Origin of the sequence: Rubellimicrobium mesophilum DSM 19309 (genome assembly GCF_000600335.2) — a bacterium.
Classification (GTDB): domain Bacteria; phylum Pseudomonadota; class Alphaproteobacteria; order Rhodobacterales; family Rhodobacteraceae; genus Rubellimicrobium; species Rubellimicrobium mesophilum.
Genome location: NZ_KK088558.1, coordinates 48645 through 67252, shown reverse-complemented (window position 1 = coordinate 67252; position 18608 = coordinate 48645). Strand labels below are relative to the sequence as shown.

General features: G+C 71.2%; 19 protein-coding genes and 3 pseudogenes. 11 read left to right on the top strand and 11 right to left on the bottom strand.

Going from position 1 to position 18608, the window contains the following annotated elements; genetic code table 11:
• Positions 1 to 46 precede the first annotated feature (46 nt).
• Entirely contained in the window at positions 47 to 1036 is a 990-nt protein-coding gene (locus RUMESO_RS06155) for a lytic murein transglycosylase (RefSeq protein WP_342670728.1), read from the top strand.
• Between the two features lie 194 nt (positions 1037 to 1230).
• Here the strand turns inward: RUMESO_RS06155 and RUMESO_RS06150 are convergent, their stop codons facing one another.
• Positions 1231 to 2004, bottom strand: coding sequence for an L-iditol 2-dehydrogenase (locus RUMESO_RS06150; RefSeq protein ID WP_037278900.1), 774 nt, complete (start codon positions 2002 to 2004; stop codon positions 1231 to 1233).
• 134 nt (positions 2005 to 2138) lie between these two features.
• Here RUMESO_RS06150 and RUMESO_RS06145 point away from each other — a divergent pair, with 134 nt between their 5' ends.
• A complete protein-coding gene (locus RUMESO_RS06145) occupies positions 2139 to 3065 on the top strand; it encodes an NAD(P)/FAD-dependent oxidoreductase (RefSeq protein ID WP_037278898.1) in 927 nt (308 codons plus the stop codon).
• 176 nt (positions 3066 to 3241) lie between these two features.
• Here RUMESO_RS06145 and RUMESO_RS24945 read toward each other — a convergent pair whose 3' ends face one another.
• The 3 genes and pseudogenes from RUMESO_RS24945 to RUMESO_RS06135 form a co-directional block, all read right to left on the bottom strand.
• Entirely contained in the window at positions 3242 to 3349 is a 108-nt protein-coding gene (locus RUMESO_RS24945; protein WP_156362702.1) for a DUF2474 family protein, read from the bottom strand.
• Positions 3349 to 4397 (bottom strand): annotated as a pseudogene (cydB, locus tag RUMESO_RS06140) (cytochrome d ubiquinol oxidase subunit II). The gene RUMESO_RS24945 and the pseudogene cydB overlap by 1 nt, the downstream one beginning before the upstream one ends.
• 5 nt (positions 4398 to 4402) lie before the next feature.
• Positions 4403 to 5848 carry a cytochrome ubiquinol oxidase subunit I gene (locus RUMESO_RS06135; protein ID WP_037278897.1) on the bottom strand — a complete coding sequence of 482 codons (1446 nt, stop codon included), beginning with the start codon at positions 5846 to 5848 and terminating at the stop codon, positions 4403 to 4405.
• Between the two features lie 188 nt (positions 5849 to 6036).
• Here RUMESO_RS06135 and RUMESO_RS06130 point away from each other — a divergent pair, with 188 nt between their 5' ends.
• The 8 genes from RUMESO_RS06130 to ureG all read left to right on the top strand — a co-directional run bounded on the left by RUMESO_RS06130 (position 6037) and on the right by ureG (position 11490).
• On the top strand, positions 6037 to 6876 hold the full coding sequence (locus tag RUMESO_RS06130) for an urease accessory protein UreD (RefSeq protein ID WP_051521077.1): 840 nt from the start codon (positions 6037 to 6039) through the stop codon (positions 6874 to 6876).
• A 2-nt stretch (positions 6877 to 6878) separates the two neighbouring features.
• Positions 6879 to 7181: an urease subunit gamma gene (locus RUMESO_RS06125; RefSeq protein ID WP_037278894.1), complete on the top strand. Its 303-nt coding sequence runs from the start codon at positions 6879 to 6881 to the stop codon at positions 7179 to 7181.
• Positions 7182 to 7191: 10 nt separating this feature from the next.
• Entirely contained in the window at positions 7192 to 7497 is a 306-nt protein-coding gene (locus tag RUMESO_RS06120; RefSeq protein ID WP_037278892.1) for an urease subunit beta, read from the top strand.
• Positions 7498 to 7630: 133 nt separating this feature from the next.
• On the top strand, positions 7631 to 9340 hold the full coding sequence (ureC, locus tag RUMESO_RS06115) for an urease subunit alpha (protein WP_037278890.1): 1710 nt from the start codon (positions 7631 to 7633) through the stop codon (positions 9338 to 9340).
• 141 nt (positions 9341 to 9481) lie between these two features.
• Positions 9482 to 9697: a hypothetical protein gene (locus RUMESO_RS06110; protein WP_037278889.1), complete on the top strand. Its 216-nt coding sequence runs from the start codon at positions 9482 to 9484 to the stop codon at positions 9695 to 9697.
• Positions 9698 to 9713: 16 nt separating this feature from the next.
• Positions 9714 to 10226, top strand: a complete 513-nt coding sequence (locus RUMESO_RS06105) for an urease accessory protein UreE (RefSeq protein WP_082483388.1) — start codon at positions 9714 to 9716, stop codon at positions 10224 to 10226.
• Complete coding sequence (locus tag RUMESO_RS06100; protein WP_037278887.1) at positions 10216 to 10857, top strand: urease accessory protein UreF; 642 nt, start codon at positions 10216 to 10218, stop codon at positions 10855 to 10857. The genes RUMESO_RS06105 and RUMESO_RS06100 overlap by 11 nt, the downstream gene beginning before the upstream one ends.
• Positions 10858 to 10872: 15 nt before the next feature.
• A complete protein-coding gene (gene ureG / locus RUMESO_RS06095; protein ID WP_037278886.1) occupies positions 10873 to 11490 on the top strand; it encodes an urease accessory protein UreG in 618 nt (205 codons plus the stop codon).
• A gap of 3 nt (positions 11491 to 11493) precedes the next feature.
• Here the strand turns inward: ureG and RUMESO_RS06090 are convergent, their stop codons facing one another.
• The 5 genes and pseudogenes from RUMESO_RS06090 to RUMESO_RS06070 form a co-directional block, all read right to left on the bottom strand.
• On the bottom strand, positions 11494 to 12213 hold the full coding sequence (locus tag RUMESO_RS06090; RefSeq protein WP_037278952.1) for a sulfate/molybdate ABC transporter ATP-binding protein: 720 nt from the start codon (positions 12211 to 12213) through the stop codon (positions 11494 to 11496).
• A gap of 11 nt (positions 12214 to 12224) precedes the next feature.
• Positions 12225 to 13112, bottom strand: a complete 888-nt coding sequence (cysW, locus tag RUMESO_RS06085; RefSeq protein ID WP_037278951.1) for a sulfate ABC transporter permease subunit CysW — start codon at positions 13110 to 13112, stop codon at positions 12225 to 12227.
• Positions 13113 to 13139: 27 nt separating this feature from the next.
• The gene (gene cysT / locus RUMESO_RS06080; protein ID WP_037278884.1) at positions 13140 to 13973 is read right to left on the bottom strand and encodes a sulfate ABC transporter permease subunit CysT; all 834 of its coding nucleotides are present in this window, start codon (positions 13971 to 13973) and stop codon (positions 13140 to 13142) included.
• A gap of 13 nt (positions 13974 to 13986) precedes the next feature.
• Positions 13987 to 14995, bottom strand: a pseudogene (locus RUMESO_RS26190) (sulfate ABC transporter substrate-binding protein).
• A gap of 189 nt (positions 14996 to 15184) precedes the next feature.
• Positions 15185 to 15634, bottom strand: coding sequence for an RrF2 family transcriptional regulator (locus RUMESO_RS06070; protein WP_037278950.1), 450 nt, complete (start codon positions 15632 to 15634; stop codon positions 15185 to 15187).
• A 197-nt stretch (positions 15635 to 15831) separates the two neighbouring features.
• Between RUMESO_RS06070 and yghX the strand changes: the two are divergent.
• A pseudogene (gene yghX, locus RUMESO_RS06065) lies at positions 15832 to 16753 on the top strand (YghX family hydrolase).
• A 272-nt stretch (positions 16754 to 17025) separates the two neighbouring features.
• On the opposite strand, the gene RUMESO_RS06060 reads toward yghX, so the two are convergent.
• Positions 17026 to 17367, bottom strand: coding sequence for a hypothetical protein (locus RUMESO_RS06060; RefSeq protein WP_037278882.1), 342 nt, complete (start codon positions 17365 to 17367; stop codon positions 17026 to 17028).
• Between the two features lie 272 nt (positions 17368 to 17639).
• A complete protein-coding gene (locus RUMESO_RS06055; protein ID WP_051521076.1) occupies positions 17640 to 18596 on the bottom strand; it encodes a S1C family serine protease in 957 nt (318 codons plus the stop codon).
• Positions 18597 to 18608: the final 12 nt, after the last annotated feature.

The following is an 18608-nucleotide window of genomic DNA, read 5'->3' as shown; positions in this document are numbered from 1 at the left end:
GAGGCGGCGGACGGGTTCCTGAAGGGCGCGCGGCAGGACCGGGGACGTGCTCGCCCGGGACCGGGACCAGGGGCACTTCCAGGCGGACTTCCTGACCTTCTCGCAGCGGCTCATCAGCCAGGACCGGGTGGACCGCGCGGCGCGGATGTCGCGCGAGCACGGCGCCACCTTCGACCGGATCGAGGCCGAGCTGGGCGTGCCGCGCGGCATCCTCCTCGCCTTCTGGGCCTTCGAGACGGACTTCGGCGCCGTGCAGGGCGACTTCGACACCACCGACGCGCTGGTGACGCTGGCCCACGACTGCCGCCGGCCCGGGCTGTTCCGGCCCGAGGCGCTCGCCGCCATGAGGCTCTACGCCGAGGGACGCTGGGACACGGACGTGACCGGCGCCTGGGCGGGGGAGATCGGGCAGGTCCAGATGCTGCCTCGCGACATCCTCGAATTCGGCTCGGACGGCGACGGTGACGGGGCCGTGGACCTCAAGGGCTCCCCGGACGACGCGCTGCTCTCGGGCGCGCGGATGCTGGTGGGTCTCGGCTGGCGCGCGAACGAGCCCTGGCTCCAGGAGGTCACGGTGCCCGGGGACCTCGACTGGAGCCTGACCGGGATCGAGGACCCGCGCCCGGCCTCGGACTGGGCGGCCATGGGCGTCGCGGCCCGAGCGGGGGATATCGCGGGCGACCTGCCCGCCGCGCTGGTGCTGCCGGTCGGGCGCAAGGGGCCTGCCTTCCTGGCCTATCCCAACTTCACCGTCCTGACCGAGTGGAACGACAGCCTCACCTACGTCCTTACGGCGGCCTACTTCGCCAACCGGATCGGCGGGGCGGAGCGGTATCGGGCGGGCGAGCCCGACCAGGGCCTCTCGGGCGAGGAGATGATCCGGCTGCAGGAGAAGCTGCAGGCGCTCGGTCACGACGTGGGCGAGGTGGACGGCATCCTCGGCGCCAGGACCCGCGTCGCCGTGCAGGCCGAGCAGGTCCGGCTAGGGCTGCCCGCCGACGGCTGGCCGACGCGGGAGCTGCTGGGCGCGCTGTAGGAGGGCGCGCTCCCCTGCGCACCGTCCATCACGGACCCATCGGGGTGGCCCTGCATCGGTGAGGCCCCTCGAGATTCCCTTGCGGACATCAACGGAATCTTAACCTTATTGTGCCAAGGTGATCCTGTCCCCGGGTCGCCGCCCGGCGGGGTAGGGGAAGTTGCGTCCTTTGGCGGGACGCGACCCCATCCACCTCACGACATCCAGTTGCCGCCGTCCACGTTGTAGGTCTGCGCCACGACGTAGTCGCTCTCGCCGGAGGCCAGGAACACGGCCATCCCGCAAAGGTCCTCGGGCACGCCCATCCGGCCATAGGGGACCGCCTCTCCGACGAGGCGCTTCTTCTCGCCCAGGGGCCGCCCCTCGTGCCTGGCGAAGAGCGCGTCCACATGGTCCCACATGTCGCTCTCGACCACGCCGGGGGCGATGCCGTTGACGTTGATCCGGTGCCGGATCAAATCGAGCCCCGCCGACTGCGTGAGCGAGATCACCGCCGCCTTGGTCGCGCAGTAGATGGGGGAGAGCGCCTCGCCCCGCCGCCCCGCCTGCGAGGACAGGTTGATGATCTTGCCGCCCCGCCCTTGCGCGATCATCAGCCGCGCCGCCGCTTGGAGGGTGAAGAGCGTGCCCGCCACGTTGACGGCAAGCAGCCTGTCGAAGCTCCGGCGGGTCATCGCCTCGACCGGGTCCATGTCGTAGACGCCCGCATTGTTGACGAGGATGTCGAGGCCCCCTGCCCTCTCCCGCACCGCCTCGATGGCGGCGTCGATGCTCTCCTGCCGGGTCACGTCGATCTGGACGGCATAGGCGGCGGGCCCGATGGCCTCGGCGGTGGCGCGGGCCTGGTCGAGCAGGATGTCGGCCACGGCGACGGTGGCGCCCTCCTCGGCATAGGCCCGGGCGAAGGCGGCGCCGATCCCCCGCGCGCCCCCGGTGACGAGGGCGGATCGGCCCTGGAGTCGGTTCATCCTCTGGCCCTCCCCGGCCCTGTCGCTTCGGGCAGGGCTATCGGCCAAGCGCGGGCGCGACGCAAGGCAGGGGAACCGGCGGCGGGCGTGGCCGGTTCGTCGTCTCGTGCATCCTCGGGGAGGGACCGGAGCCGATGGCCGATCAGGAACTCGACTGCGTCATCGTCGGCGGAGGCCCGGCGGGGCTCACCGCCGGCATCTTCCTGGCGCGGTTCCGGCGGCGCTTCGTGCTGATCGACGGAGGCGACAGCCGCGCCTCGTGGATCCCGCGCTCGCACAACCACCCGGCCTTCCCCAACGGGATCAACGGCCTCGATCTCCTGGATCGGATGCGGAAACAGATGCAGGACTATGGCGGAGCGCGCCGCGAGGGAATCGTGACCAGTCTCCGGCGCGAGGCGGACGGACGCCTGCGCGTCGAGACCGAGGGCGGGAGCCTCCTCGCGCGGAACGTCATCCTCGCCACCGGCGTCAGGGACCACCTGCCCCCGGTGGAGGACGCGGTGCGGCACGTCCGCGAGGGGCTGATCCGGCAATGCCCGATCTGCGACGGCTACGAGGTGCAGGGCAAGCGCGTGGCCGTCCTCGGCCACAAGCCCTGCACGGCGGGCGAGGCGCTGTTCCTGCGGACCTACACCGACGACCTGACGCTGGTGACGATGGGCGAGCCCCTCACGGTCCAGCCGGAGGACCGGGAGCGGCTGGACGCGGTCGGCGTCAAGATCGTCGAGACGCCCCTGAGGGGCCTCGACTGCACGCGGGACCGGGTCGAGGCGCACTTGGCCGACGGCACGACCTTGCGCTTCGACACCGCCTATAGCGGCCTCGGGAGCGAGCCGCACACGGACCTCGGCCGGATGGTCGGCGCGGACCTGATGGAGGACGGGCGCTTCGTCACCGACGCGCACCAGCGGACCTCGGTGCCGGGTGTCTACGCGGCCGGGGACGCGGTGACGGGGCTCAACCAGATCGCGGTGGCCATGGCGCAGGCCGAGGTCGCGGCGGTGGACATCCACAACGCGCTGCGGCGGGAGGAGCAGATGACGCTCTGCGAGGGTTGAGGGAGCACCCCATCGGGATGGACCGGCCCGACCGGGCCGGAGAACGCCCCTTTTCGTGCGTCGCCGCCCGGAAATTAACGCTTCCGTAAGCTTTGCCTGCCATGTTGACCCTGTCCCTGGGTCGCCGCCCGGCGGGGTAGGGGAAGTTGCGTCCACCGCCCGGGCCGCGATGCGAGCTAGGGCGCCAGAAGCGCACGCAGGGCGAAGGCCACCGCTCCGAAGGCCAGGAGGCTCGCGAGGTAGAGCCCCACGAACCAGAGCAGGCGCCGGAGCCCCTGCCGCATCAGTGGTAGCCGCCTGCGTCCACGTCCTCGGCCACCTGCCCCCGGAAGACCCAGTAGGCGTAGCCCGTGTAGATCAAGGTCATCGGCAGCGTGAAGCTGAAGCCGATCAGCGTGAAGATCTGCGAGGACGGCGTGTTGGCCGCCTCCCAGATCGTCACGCCGGGCGGGACGATGTTGGGGAAGAGGCTGACGGCGAGGCCCAGGTAGCCCAGCAGGAACAGGCCGATGGCGAGGAAGAAGGCCTGATAGCGCGCGTTGCGGTCGATGGCGCGCCAGAGCAGGAACGCCACCAGCGCCGTCACCACGGGGACCGGCAGGAGGAGGAACAGGTTCGGCAGGGTGAACCACCGCGCGCTGATGTCCGTGTCGAGGAAGGGCACCCAGAGGCTCACCACCGCCATGGCGAGGAGCGTCGCGATCAGGAACCGCTGCGCCATCCGCCGCGCCCAGAGTTCGAGCCCGCCCGAGGTCTTCATCACGAGCCAGGTCGCCCCAGGAGCCCGTAACCCGCGATCAGCGCGAGGCCGGTCATCGCGCTGAAGGGCGTGAGGAAGTCCCAGGTCGAGCCGGTGAAGGCGCGCCCGTCGCTCTCGAACCCCTGCACGAAGGCGCCGAGCACGACGCCCTGCGCGAAGGTCGCCACCAGCGAGCCGTAGTGGAAGCTCTTGTCCCAGAGGTGCTTGGTCCTCTCGGCCTTGAAGCGGAACTCGAAGGCGACGCCCCGGAAGATGAGCGCGATCAGCATGACGAAGACCGGCACGTAGAGCGCGGGCATCAGGATCGCGTAGGCGAAGTGGAACACCGCGAAGAGCCCCGCCCCGCCCAGGATCAGCCAGGTCTCGTTGAAGTCCCAGACCGGGGCCACCGACAGCATCATGCGGTCGCGCCAGTTCTCGCTCTCGGCGGCGGTGAACATGATGCCGATGCCCAGGTCGAAGCCGTCGAGCAGGACGTACATCGCCACCGCGAGGGCGATGATCGCGGCCCAGACCAGCGGCAGCCAGAGCGCGGCGCCGTGGAGGTCGGGGGGAAGGTGAAGGAACTCCATGGCTCTCACTCCGCCGGGGGGCTCGCGCCGCGCGGCAAGGGGCCCTCGAGCCCCTCGCCCAGAGTGGAGAGCGGCCGCTTGGGCTTGCGCGCGACGTTCTCGCCCTCGATCTCCTCGTGCGGATCGGGGCCGCGCCGGAGGAGCTTGAAGAGGTAGTAGGTCCCGAAGCCGAAGATGACGGCGTAGACCACCACGAAGGCCACCAGCGAGGCCAGGATCGTCGGCGCCTCGACGGTGGGCGAGACGGCATCGTCGCGGTGGAGGAGCCCGTAGACCAGCCAGGGCTGGCGCCCGATCTCGGCGGTGAACCAGCCGAAGACCACGGCGGCGACCCCGGCGGGCGTCATGGCGAAGCAGGTCCAGAGGAAGGCGGGCCTGTCGAAGAGGCGCCCCCGCCAGCGCAGCCAGAGGCTCCAGACGCCGACCCCGAGCATCAGGAAGCCCAGCCCCACCATGATGCGGAAGGAGAAGAACACGGGCAGCACCGGGGGCTGCCGGTCGCGCGGGACGTCGCGCAGGCCTGGGATCTCGCCGTTCGGGTCGTGGGCGAGGATCACGCTGCCGAGGCGCGGGATGGCGATCTCGAATCGGTTCTCCTGCGCCTCCTGGTCCGGCCAGGCGAAGAGGATCAGGGGCACGCCCCGCTGCGTCTCCCAGTTGGCCTCGATCGCGGCGAGCTTGGTGGGCTGCTGGTCGAGCACCGCGAGGCCCTGGAGGTCGCCTAAGCCGATCTGGATGGGGGCGAAGATCGCCGCGAACCACAGCGCCATGGACAGGGACCGCCGCGCGCCCTCGATCCGCTCGGGCGCGTCGCCCTGCCGGCGGGCGCGGAGCAGCATGTAGGCCGACATCCCGGCGATGGCGAAGGCCGTCGTCAGGTACATCCCGGTGATGAGGTGCATGTAGCGGTTGGGGAAGGACGGGCTGAAGACGATCCGCCACCAGTCCACCGGCACGGCGACGCCGTTCTCGATGGCGTAGCCGGCCGGGGTCTGCATCCAACTGTTGGCGGTCGTGATCCAGAAGGAGGAGCCGAGCGTCCCCAGCGCCACCATGATCGTGGCGAGGAAGTGCAGCCGGTTCCCCACCTTCTCCCAGCCGAAGAGCATGATCCCCAGGAAGGCCGCCTCGAGGAAGAAGGAGGTGATGACCTCGTAGGCGATCAGCGGCCCGAGCACGTTGCCGGTGAACTCGGCATAGCCCGACCAGTTGGTGCCGAACTGGTAGGACATGACGATGCCCGAGACGACGCCCAGCCCGAAGGAGACCGCGAAGACCTTGGCCCAGAACTGGAAGAGCTTGCGGTAGAGGAGGTTCCTCGTCCTGAGCCACTGCGCCTCCAGCACCACGAGCCAGCTCGCGAGCCCGATGGTGAAGGACGGGAAGATGATGTGGAAGGCGATGGTGAAGCCAAACTGGATGCGCGCCAGCAGCAGGGCATCGGGGTCCATCGCCACGCCTCCCTTGGGGCCCTGGGGTTCGGATCACGGGGAACGGGATTACGGGCCGGAACCTAAGGTTGCCCGGCCTTTGGTCAATTCGCAGGCGCCGGCCGGTTTGTCGCAGGTCCGCGAGAGGCCTCGGCTGGACTTGGCGGCAGGGATCGGACAGACCCGTGACCGCAGGGAGCCACGGGCGCATGGACGGCAGCACAGGCATGGCAGAGGGCCGCCCGGCGGCGAGTCCCCAGCGGACCCGGGGCGCCGCGACGGTCTCGGCCGAGCTTCGGGACGGACACCCCCGCCTTGGCCGGTTGCGTCAGGAGGGGTCGCTCAAGGTCCTCCTGCCGACGCAGGCCCCCGGAGCCGCCCTCGAGGCGGTCCTCCTCAACACCTCCGGCGGCCTGACCGGAGGCGACCGGCTGCGGGTCGCGGCGCAGGCGGGTCCGGGCGCCCGGCTCGTGGTCTCCACGCAGGCGGCGGAGCGGGTCTACCGCTCGTCCGGCGGCATGGCCGAGGTCGAGGCGGCGCTCACGGTCGGCCTCGGCGGGCGGCTCGATTGGCTGCCGCAGGAGACGATCCTCTACGACGGCGCGGCGCTGGACCGGAGGCTGACGCTCGATGTCGCGCCGGGCGCGCGGGCGCTGCTCGTCGAGCCGGTGATCCTCGGCCGCCGCGCCATGGGCGAGCGCGTGCGGAGCGCCACCTTCCGCGACCGATGGGACATCCGGCAGGACGGGCGCCTCGTCTTCGCGGATCGGCTGCGGATCGAGGGGGAGACCTGGGGCAAGCTCGAATCGCCCGGCACGCTGGACGGCGCGGGCGCCTGGGCGAGCCTCCTTCTGCTCAGTCCTGAGGCACCTTCGCTCCTCGGAAGGCTCCGTTCGCTCCTCCCGACCACCGCCGGGGCGAGCGTCGTGCGCGAGGGGGTTCTCTTCGCCCGCATCCTCGCGGAGGATGGGTTCCGGCTGCGGCAGGCCCTGGTGCCGGCCGCCGAACTGCTGGCGGGCGGCCCGCTGCCCAAGGTCTGGAGGCTCTGACGATGCAGTTGACCCCGCGCGAGAGGGACAAGCTCCTCGTCGCCATGGCCGCCGAGGTCGCGCGCAAGCGCCTCGCCCGGGGCGTCAGGCTCAACCACCCCGAGGCCATCGCCCTCATCACCGATGCCGTGGTCGAGGGCGCGCGCGACGGCCGGTCCGTCGCGGACCTCATGGAGGCGGGCGCGCAGGTGGTGACGCGCGAGATGGTCATGGAGGGGATCGCCGAGATGATCCCCGAGGTGCAGGTCGAGGCGACCTTCCCTGACGGGACCAAGCTCGTCCCCGTGCACCAGCCGATCCGCTGAGGAGAGCGCCATGATCCCGGGGGAAATCCAGGTCGCCGAGGGCGACATCGAGCTGAACGCGGGGCGCGCGAGCGTCACGATCATGGTCGCCAACACCGGCGACCGGCCCGTGCAGGTGGGCTCGCACTATCACTTCGCCGAGACGAACCCGGCGCTCGACTTCGACCGTGCGGCGGCTTGGGGGCGCAGGCTCGACATCGCGGCCGGCACGGCGGTGCGGTTCGAGCCCGGCCAGCGGCGCGAGGTGCGGCTGATCCCGGTGGCGGGCGAGCGCGAGGTCTGGGGCTTCAACGGCCGCGTCATGGGACCGCTCTGAAACCCGGCATCGCTGCCTATTCCTTGGGCAGGGCGCAACCGGGGGCCGAGGCGTCCCCAATGGGGGGGACGCCGGACTGGCCGGGGGTCGGGAGGTCGAGGCATCCTGGCCTCCGTCCTCGCAGGGAGCGCCCATGCCCGTCACCATCCCGCGCCGCGACTACGTGGCCATGTACGGGCCTACGGTCGGAGACCGGGTGCGCCTCGCCGACACGGACCTCTGGATCGAGGTCGAGCGCGACCTCACCACCTATGGCGAGGAGGTGAAGTTCGGCGGCGGCAAGGTCATCCGCGACGGCATGGGCCAGAGCCAGCGCACCCGGGCCGAGGGGGCGGTGGACACCGTCATCACCAACGCCCTGATCCTCGACTGGACCGGCATCACTAAGGCCGACGTGGGCCTCAGGGACGGGCGCATCCACAGGATCGGCAAGGCGGGCAACCCCGACATCCAGCCCGGCGTGGACATCGTCGTGGGGCCGGGGACCGAGGCCATCGCGGGCGAGGGGCGCATCCTCACGGCCGGGGGCATCGACAGCCACATCCACTTCATCTGCCCTCAGCAGATCGAGGAGGCGCTGGCCTCGGGCCTGACCACCATGATCGGGGGCGGCACGGGCCCCGCGCATGGGACGCTCGCCACCACCTGCACGCCGGGGCCCTGGCACTTGGGCCGGATGCTCCAGGCCGCCGACGCCTTCCCGATGAACCTGATGTTCGCGGGCAAGGGCAACGCGAGTCGGCCCGCCGGGTTGGAGGAGCAGGTGATGGCCGGCGCTGCCTGCCTCAAGCTCCACGAGGACTGGGGCACCACGCCCGCCGCCATCGACTGCTGCCTATCGGTCGCGGATGCGCTGGACGTGCAGGTGATGATCCACACCGACACGCTCAACGAGTCGGGCTTCGTCGAGAACACCGTCGCCGCCCTGAAGGGCCGGACCATCCACGCCTTCCACACGGAAGGAGCCGGCGGCGGCCACGCCCCCGACATCATCAAGATCTGCGGCGAGAGCTTCGTCCTCCCCGCTTCCACGAACCCGACGCGGCCCTACACGGTGAACACGGTGGACGAGCATCTCGACATGCTCATGGTCTGCCATCACCTCGACAAGCGTGTCCCCGAGGACGTGGCCTTCGCCGAGAGCCGCATCCGGCGCGAGACCATCGCGGCGGAGGACATCCTGCACGACATGGGGGCGTTCTCGATCATCGCCTCGGATTCGCAGGCGATGGGGCGCGTGGGCGAGGTCATCACCCGGACTTGGCAGACCGCGCACAAGATGAAGGTCCAGCGCGGGCGGCTCGCGGGCGAGACGGGGGCCAACGACAACCTCCGCGCCCGGCGCTACGTCGCCAAGTACACGATCAACCCGGCCATCGCCCACGGCATCGCGCACGAGACCGGCAGCGTCGAGGAGGGCAAGCGCGCCGACCTCGTGCTCTGGTCGCCCGCCTTCTTCGGCGTGAAGCCCGATATGGTGCTGATCGGCGGCACCATCGCCGCCGCGCAGATGGGCGACCCCAACGCCTCGATCCCGACGCCGCAGCCGGTGTGGATGCGGCCCATGTGGGGCGCCTATGGCCGGTCGGTGGAGCGCGGGGCCGTCACCTACGTGAGCGCCGTGGCCCACGACTCGGGGATCGGGCGGACGCTGGGCCTCGCCAAGGATACGGTGGCGGTGCGGAACACGCGCGGGATCGGCAAGGCGGACCTCAGGCTCAACGACGCCCTGCCCAAGGTGGAGGTCGACCCCGAGACCTACGAGGTCCGCGCCGACGGCGAGCTCCTCACCTGCGAGCCGATGGAGAGCCTGCCCATGGCGCAGCGCTACTTCCTGTTCTGAGGGGGCCGTCGTTGCGCCCCGGCAACCTGCGCCATGCGCCCCGGACAGGGCGGGCTTGCCCGGCTGGCTCTGGTTCGCCGCATCGCGGCATCCCATCTTCTGCCCAGGGGGACCCGTTCCCCACGCAGAAGGCATCCTATCATGGCATACGCATCCGTTCATTCGCATCCGGTCCTGGACGGGATCGCCTCGGGCTTTCGGGCCCTGGGCCACATCGCCGTCCTGGCGGTCACGGCCCAACCCCGCGTCCAGGCCATCGAGCAGCTCCTCCGCACGACGGACGAGGACCTCGCGGCCCGTGGCACGACCCGGCAGTCGGAGCTCAACCACATCCTGGGCGCGGGCGCCGCGCTCTGACCGGACCCGCGCGGCCATGAGCGCCGCGCCCGACCTGCCCCCGGCGCGGGCCCTTCGCCGCGCGCCCCTGGGCGTCCTGCCCTACGACATCGTCGTCCTGCGGCACGACGAGCGCCTCCTGCGCCGCCGCCGCCTCGTGACCGCCCACGACGAGGGCTTCCTCGTGGACCTGCCCGCGACCAGCGGCCTCGACCAGGGCGACGCCCTCGAGCTGGAGGACGGGCGGCTGATCGAGGTTATCGCGGCCGAGGAGCCCCTGCTGGAGGTGCGCGGCCCCGACCTGCCGCGCCTCGCCTGGCACCTCGGCAACCGCCACGCCCCCTGCCGGATCGAGGCGGACCGCCTGCTGATCCAGCGCGACCATGTGCTGCGCGATATGCTGGGCCGCCTTGGCGCCGAGGTCCGCGAAGTCAGCGAGCCCTTCGTGCCGGAGGGCGGCGCCTATGGCCACGGCCGCACCATGGGCCACGACCACTACAGCGGCGACCTCGGGCAGCTCTCCAGCCACGTTCCCGGCCATGGAGGCTGAGGCCCTCCTCACCCTCGCCCAGTGGCTCTCCCCCGCCTATCCGACGGGGGCCTTCGCGTGGTCGCACGGGTTGGAGGCCGCGACGGCCCAGGGTCTCGTGCGGGACGCCGCCGGTCTCGAAGGCTGGATCGCCGATCTCCTCACCCATGGCTCCGGCCGCACCGACGCGATCCTGTTGGGCGAGGCGTTCCGCGCCGACCCCGCCACGCTCGCGGGCCTCGACGACCTCGCCCTCGCGCTTGCCCCCTCCTACGAGCGCCTCGCCGAGACGCGCGAGCAGGGCGCGGCCTTCGCCGCCGTGACCCGCGCCGTCCGGGGCTTCGACCTGCCCGACATGGCGCTGCCCCTCGCCGTCGGCCGCGCGGCGGCGCTGGCCGGGGTCCCGCTGCGGCCCGTGGTCCAGCTCTACCTCCAGGGCCTCGCCTCGACACAGATCCAGGCGGCGCTGCGGCTGATGCCCCTCGGCCAGACCGCCGGGCAGTGCGTCCTGCACCGCCTCGCCCCGCTCTGCGCCCGCGTCGCCGAGGAGAGCCTCTCCCTCACCACCGAGGACATCGGCCCCTGCGCCCTGGGCCTCGACCTTGCGGCGATGCGGCACGAGACGCTTCCGTCGCGCATTTTCCGCTCCTGACACCCCGGAGACCCCATGAGCAGCCCCCACGGCCCCCTCAAGCTCGGCATCGGCGGCCCCGTCGGCGCGGGCAAGACCACGCTGACCGCCGCCCTCGCCCGCGCGCTGAAGGACAGGATCAGCGTCGCCGTCATCACCAACGACATCTACACGCAGGAGGACGCCGAGGCGCTGATGCGGATGCAGATCCTGCCCTCGGACCGGGTGATCGGGGTGGAGACCGGCGGCTGCCCCCACACCGCGATCCGCGAGGACGCCTCGATCAACCTCGCCGCCGTGGCCGAGCTGAACCGGCGGCATCCCGGCCTCGACCTGATCCTGATCGAATCGGGCGGCGACAACCTCTCGGCCACCTTCTCGCCGGAACTGGCGGACCTGACGATCTACGTCATCGACACGGCGGCGGGCGAGGACATCCCGAGGAAGGGCGGCCCCGCCATCACGCGGTCGGACATCCTGGTCATCAACAAGACCGACCTCGCCCCCCATGTGGGCGTGAGCCTCGACGTGCTCGCGCGCGACGCCAAGCGGATGCGGGGGACGCTGCCGGTCGTCTTCACCTCGCTCCGCAATGGCGAGGGGGTGGACGAGGTCGTCAGGGCGCTCGCGCACCTGGGCGGCCTCGCCGTCTGATCGTCAGGCCGCCAGGAACTCGCGCACGAACTCCGTCTGGGGCTTCGCGCGGATGTCGGCGGGCTTGCCGACCTGCTCGATCCGGCCCATCGACATGACCACCACGAGGTCGGCGAGCTCCATCGCCTCCTCCTGATCGTGGGTCACGAAGATCGTCGTGAGGCCGGTCGTGTCGTGGATGTGGCGCAGGCCGCCCCGCAGCTCCTTGCGGACCTTGGCGTCGAGCGCCCCGAAGGGCTCGTCCAGCAGCAGCATCCGCGGCTCGATGGCCAGCGCCCGGGCGAGCGCCACCCGCTGCCGCTGCCCCCCCGAAAGCTGGGACGGGTAGCGCTTGCCGATGTCGGGGAGCTGGATCAGCTCCAGAAGCTTGGTCACCCGCCGCCCGATCTCGGCGTTCGCGGGCCGTGTCGCGCGGGGCCGGGCTCGCAGGCCATAGGCGATGTTCTCGAACACCGTCATGTGCTTGAAGAGCGCGTAGTGCTGGAACACGAAGCCCGCGCGCCGGTCCTGCACCCGCATCCCCGTGGCGTCCACGCCGTCGAAGAGGACGCGGCCCTGCGAGGGCTCCTCCAGCCCGCCCAGGATGCGCAGCAGCGTGGTCTTGCCCGAGCCGGACGGCCCCAGGAGCGCGATCAGCGCCCCCGAGGGGATGGAGAGGGACACCGGCTGGAGGGCCGCCGTCGCGCCGAACTCCTTGGCGATCTCGTCGATCTCGATGTGCATGGTCGGTTTCCCTAGTGCCGCCCGGAGGCGGAGAGCTGGTCGGCATAGCGCCATTCGAGCGCGGTCTTGAGGCCGAGGGTGACGAGCGCAAGGAGCGTCAGCACCCCGGCCATCGTGAAGGCCGCGACCGAGGCGTACTGGTTGTAGAAGATCTCGATCATGATCGGCATGGTCGCCGTCTCGCCTCGGATCTTGCCCGAGACCACGGCCACGGCCCCGAACTCGCCCATCGCGCGGGCGTTGCAGAGCAGCACGCCGTAGAGCAGCGCCCACTTGATGTTGGGCAGCGTCACCGTGAAGAACATCCGCGCGCCCGAGGCGCCCAGCGTCAGCGCCGCCTCCTCCTCGGAGGTCCCCTGCTCGGTCATCAGAGGCACCAGCTCGCGGGCGACGAAGGGGAAGGTGATGAACATGGTGGCGAGGACGATCCCCGGCACCGCGAAGACGATCGGGTGCCCGGTCGCCACCAGCCAGCCCCCGATGGCCGAGTTCGCCCCGAAGAGGAGCACGATGCAGAGGCCGGCCACCACCGGCGAGACAGAGAAGGGCAGGTCGATCAGCGTCAGGAGGAACGCCTTGCCGCGCCAGGAATACTTGGTCAGCGCCCAGGCCGCCGCCACCCCGAAGAGCGCGTTCAGTGGCACCGCCACGGCGGCGATGGTGAGCGTGAGCCGGATCGCCGCCAGCGCGTCCTCGTCGCCCAGCGACTCGAGGGCGGCGGGGATGCCCTTGACCAGGGCCTCGACGAAGACGGTGGCCAGCGGGGCCAGCACCAGCACCGCCAGCAGCACGAGCACCACGGCGGTCAGCGTCCAGCGGAACCAGCGGGGCTCCTCGGTGGCCTTGCGGAACCGGGTGGCCCGGGGACGCGAGGCAAGGGTCAGGGCGGAGTCGGTCATGGGGGAAAAGGTCGCGTCGGCCATGGGTCAGCCCTCCGAGCTGTATCGGCGGCTCCAGACCTGGATCAGGTTGATGAGCAGCAGCATGGCGAAGGAGATGGCGAGCATCGCGATGGCGATGGCCACCGCGCCCTCGTAGTCGAACTCCTCGAGCTTGATGACGATGAGGAGCGGCGCGATCTCGGTCTGGAAGGGCAGGTTCCCGGCGATGAAGATGACCGAGCCGTACTCCCCCACCGCGCGGGCGAGCGCGAGGGCGAAGCCGGTCAGGAGCGCGGGCAGCAGCATGGGCAGGATCACCCGCCGCAGCGTGGTGACCCGCGAGGCGCCGAGCGTGGCCGAGGCCTCCTCGACCTCCTTCTCGATCTCCTGGATCACGGGCTGGACGGTGCGGACGGCGAAGGGCAGCCCGACGAAGACCAGGGCGATCCAGATGCCGATCTCGGTGTAGGCGAGGCGGACGCCGAACCAGTCCATGACGGGCGCGCCGAAGACGCCGTTCGGGGCGTAGATGGTCGTCAGAGCGATGCCCGCGACCGCCGTGGGCAGCGCGAAGGGCAGGTCCACCGCCGCGTCGACGAGCTTGCGCCCCGGGAAATCGTAGCGGACCAGCACCCAGGCCAACGCGAGGCCGAAGACCAGATTGAAGAGCGCCGCGATCAGCGCCGCCCGGAACGACAGCAGCAGCGCCGCCAGGACGCGCTTCGAGCCGATGGTGGCCCAGAGCTCGGCCGGGCCGATCTCGGCGGCACGGAGCAGCAGCGCCCCGATCGGCAGCAGGACCACCAGAGAGAGGAGCGTCATGGTGATCCCGAGCGAAAGCCCCCACCCCGGAAGGGGGAGGGGGCGCGAAGGCTCCAGGCGCCGCTGCGGGTCACTGCGAGGTTTCCTCGCCTTCGTAGATCTGGTCGAAGACGCCGCCGTCGTCGAAGTGGGTGGCCTGCGCCTCCTTCCAGCCGCCGAAGTCGGCGATGGTGGCGAGCTCGAGCTGCGGAAGGCGCTGGACGTCGGCGGGGTCGGCCTTGGACGCGTCCCAGCCGCGATAGCCGTCCTTGAAGATGATCGCCTGCGCCTCCGGGTGTAGAGGAAGTTCAGGTAGGCCTCGGCCAGCTCGCGCTCCGCATCGTCGGCGATGTTGGAGTCGACGATGGCCACGGGGGGCTCGGCCAGGATCGAGACCGACGGGTCACGATGTCGAACTGGTCCTCGCCCAGCTCGTCGAGAGCGAGGTAGGCCTCGTTCTCCCAGGCGAGGAGCACGTCGCCGATGCCGCGCTGCGCGAAGGTCGTGGTCGCGCCACGGGCGCCCGAGTCGAGGACGGGGACGTGCTTGAAGAGCTCGGCCACGAAGGCCTGCGGGTCCTGGCCGTTCTTCTCCGCCCAGGCTCAGGCTGCGAGGTAGTTCCAGCGCGCCCCGCCCGAGGTCTTGGGATTCGGCGTGATGACCTCGACGCCGTCGTTGACGAGGTCGCCCCAGTCCTGGATGCCCTTCGGGTTCCCCTCGCGCACCAGGAACACGATCGTCGACGTGTAGGGCGAGGAGTTGTGCGGCAGCCGAGTCTGCCAGTCCTCCGGCAGCAAGCCCGCCTGAGCGATCTTGTCGATGTCGGCCGCGAGCGCCAGCGTCACCACGTCCGCCGCGAGCCCGTCGATCACCGCCCGCGCCTGCGACCCCGAGCCGCCGTGGCTCTGCTCGATGTCCACGGCCTCGTGGCCCTGGGCCTGCCACCAGGTGTCGAAGGCCTCGTTGATGTCCTCGTAGAGCTCTCGCGTCGGGTCGTAGGACACGTTGAGCAGCTCCGCCGCCCGGGCCCCCTGCGGAAGCACCAGCGCCGCTGCAGCCAGCGCGGCCGAGGCGGCCAAGTTGATCGGGCGATACGTCATGCAGACCTCCTGCCTGTTCCCTCGCGGCCTCATCACCGCGTCGAGAGAAATATCGAGCGCGCTTGTCGTGTTTGGCAAGAGAAAAATCACGCTTTTTTCTGTCGTGATTTCAAAGGCCGGAAAGGACAGTCGAGCGACCGGAGATATACTCATCATGTCAAGGAGTTGCCTCTCAGCGAGGCACCGGGGTCACGCGGCGAAAATCTGCGCAGCCGGTCCGTTCGCCTGCACCATGTCGGCCAGGGTCAGCGATTCGATCAGCACGAGGTAGCCCCAGAACACCTCCGCGAAGACGCGCCGGATGCGGCAGGTCTCCTCGTCGGTGCAGTCCTCGCAACGGGCGTAGTGGCGCCGCGAGAGGCAGGGCAGCGGCGCCATGGGTCCGTCGATCAGCCGCAGGAGCTCGGAGAGCGGCACCTCGGCGGGCTCCTTGACCAGCACGTAGCCCCCGGCCCGGCCCCGGATCGAGGCGATGATCCCGGCGTTGCGGATCTCCAGGAGGATGTGCTCGAGGAACCGCTTCGGCACCCCCGCGCGCTTGGCGATCTCCTCGATGCGCAGCGCGCCGCCCGGTCCCGCCTTCTCGTCGGCGAGGACCATCAGGGCCTTGAGCGCGTACTTCATCTTCTGGCTGATCATGGAATGGGCGTAACGGAAGCGGCGCAGCACTGCAATGAAGCTGCGATCACACCCCTGGAGAGACGCCCCGACCGCGACACCGGGACGCGCCCATCGCCCGGGATGGACCGGGGTCCCGCGCGGTGGGTTGCCGATGCCGGGGGACGACCGATCTTAACCAGCGGTCCCACGAACCATCGCGCCAGGGAGGCGACCCCATGACCCGTCTGACCGCCAAGGACTTCTCGCCCGAGCTGCTCCAGCTCTACGACGGCTATGCCCATGGCCGGATCAGCAAGCGCGAGTTCCTCGACGGCGCCGCCCGGTTCGCCGTGGCCGGCATGACCGCCCCCGCGATCCTCGCCGCCATGAGCCCCGACTACGCGCTGGCCCAGCAGGTCGAGTTCACCGACCCGGAGATCCTGCCCGAATACGTCACCTACGACTCGCCCGAGGGCACGGGCGAGGTGCGCGCCTACATGGTCCGCCCCGCCACGCCCAAGGAGGGCGCCCAGCCCGGGCCGGAGGACGCCGGGAACGGCCCCTTCCCCGCCGTGGTGGTCGTCCACGAGAACCGGGGCCTCAACCCCTACATCGAGGACGTGGCGCGCCGGCTCGCCAAGGCGGGGTTCCTGGCGCTGGCGCCCGATGGCCTCACCAGCGTCGGAGGCTACCCCGGCAACGACGAGGAAGGGCGCGAGCTCCAGTCCCAGGTGGACGCGACGAAGCTGATGAACGACTTCCTGCGCGCCGTCGACTGGCTACGCGGGCACGACCTCTCGACCGGCAACGTCGGCATCGTGGGCTTCTGCTACGCGGCGGGGTCTGCAACGCGGCGGCCGTGGCGATCCCCGAGCTGAAGGCCGCCGTGCCCTTCTACGGCCGCCAGCCCGACCCCGCCGACGTGCCGCGCATCGAGGCGCCGCTCCTCCTCCACTACGCCGGGCTCGACACCCGCATCAACGAAGGGTGGCCCGCCTACGAGCAGGCCCTCAAGGCCAACGGCAAGACCTACGAGGTCTACATCTACCCCGGCGTGAACCACGGCTTCCACAACGACTCCACCCCCGCTACGACGCCGCGGCGGCGGAGCTGGCCTGGAGCCGGACCATCGACTGGTTCCGCAAGTACCTCGCGTAAGGGATCGTCAGCCCATCCCGGCCCGGTGCGCGGACAGGAGCCACGCGCCGAGCCCCAGAGCCCGGCGGCGTAGCCTGCCTGGTCCCCCGCCACCGCGCCCGCAAGGGCGGACACCATGCTCCCCGGCAGGGAGAGGTCCCCGGCGGCCGCGAAGCTCCCCGCCGCGAGCATGAGGATGGAAGCGGGGATCGGGAGGGCGAGGCAGGACAGGCAGGTCGAGACCGCCAGCAGCCAGAGCCCATAGGTCGGCACGAGGCCCAGCAGCGAGTCGGTCAAGGGTGCCGCTCCCGCGCCCGAAGCTCGGCCAGCGCCGACTCCACCTCCGCGACGACCTGCCCGACGGGCACGCCCCGCTGGCGAGCGATCTCGGAGAGCGTGAAGGGGTGGCCATGCACGGGCGCGGGAAGGCCCGCCAACTCGTCGATCTCGCGCGGGCTGAGGTCCCAGCTCCGGCCGATGCAGCCCACGGTCATCCAGGGCTGGACGGGCTCGCTCTCGTGAACCTGGCAGTAGACGATGCCCCAGACGAGGTTGCCCGCTAAGACGAGCGCCGCCGTGGCCGCCAGGAGGAAGGCGGTCGCGAGCACGGGCAGGCGCCGCAGGGTTGCGAGCATCGGAGCCACCCTCTCAGGTCAGGAGCGCGTGCGCCCAGGTCCCGAGCACCGTCAGCACGCCGCCCCAGGGCACGCCGCGTCCCTGGTCGAGGAAGGCGCCGAGCCCGCCATCGCCGCCCGGCGTCGGCAGGAGCGCCAGGGCGGAATCGAGCAGGGCAAGTCCCAGGACGGGACGGGCGAGGGTCGGACGGACATGTCCGAGGGGCTCCGAAACGGTGCGATCGCTCGCGGCTCGTTCCTTCTACGCGCCCGCGCCCCGTTTCCGTCGCGGCTCAGCTCCCCTCCGGCCGTTCGACCGGCGTGATCCCCACCTCCTCGAGGCCCGCGCCGCGCAGCAGCCTCAGCCGACCCGGCCGCCCGATCCGCTCCTCCGTCAGGTGCCGGACGAGGTCGTCCACGCCCGAGAGCGCCGCGTTGTCCAGCGCGAGGAGCGTGTCGCCCGGCCGCAGCCCCGCCTGCGCGGCGGGTCCCTCGGCCACGACCTCGGTCACCCGCACCCCAGAGGAGGCCGCGAGCCCCGCGACCCGGACCAGTCGTCGTGGCAGCGCGACGGTCTGCCCCGCCACCCCGATCCAGGCCCGACGGACCCGCCCGTGCCGCAGGAGCCGCCCGAGGACGAAAGCGGCGGTGTCGCTCGCCACCGCGAAGCAGAGCCCCTGGGCGCCCGGGATGATCGCCGTGTTGATGCCCACGACCTCCCCCGCGCCGTTGACCAGCGGCCCGCCCGAGTTGCCGGGGTTGAGGGCCGCGTCGGTCTGGAGCACGTCCTCGATCAGCCGCCCGTTCCGCGCCCGAAGCGATCGCCCCAGCGCCGAGACGACCCCCGCCGTCACCGTGGACTCGAAGCCCAATGGGTTCCCCAGCGCGACCACAAGCTGCCCCTGCCGCAGCCCCCGCGAGGAGCCCAGGCGCGCATGGGGCAGCGACCCGGCATGGGTCCTGAGCAGCGCGAGGTCGGTGTCGCCGTCGCGTCCCAGGACCGCCGCGCCCGTCCGGGTGCCGTCGATCAGGTGGACGCGCACCTCCTCCGCGCCTTCGACCACATGGGCATTGGTCAGCACGAGCCCGTCGGGCGCCACGACCACGCCGGACCCTCCGCCCTGCCGCCTCCCCTGACGGACCTCGATCCGCACCACGGCGGGCGCGACCTCATCCACGACCCCGACGACGGTGGCCGAGTAGGCGTCGAGGATCGCGGCTTCGTCCTTGGGACGGGGCAGGCTGGCCATGGTCGCGGCTCC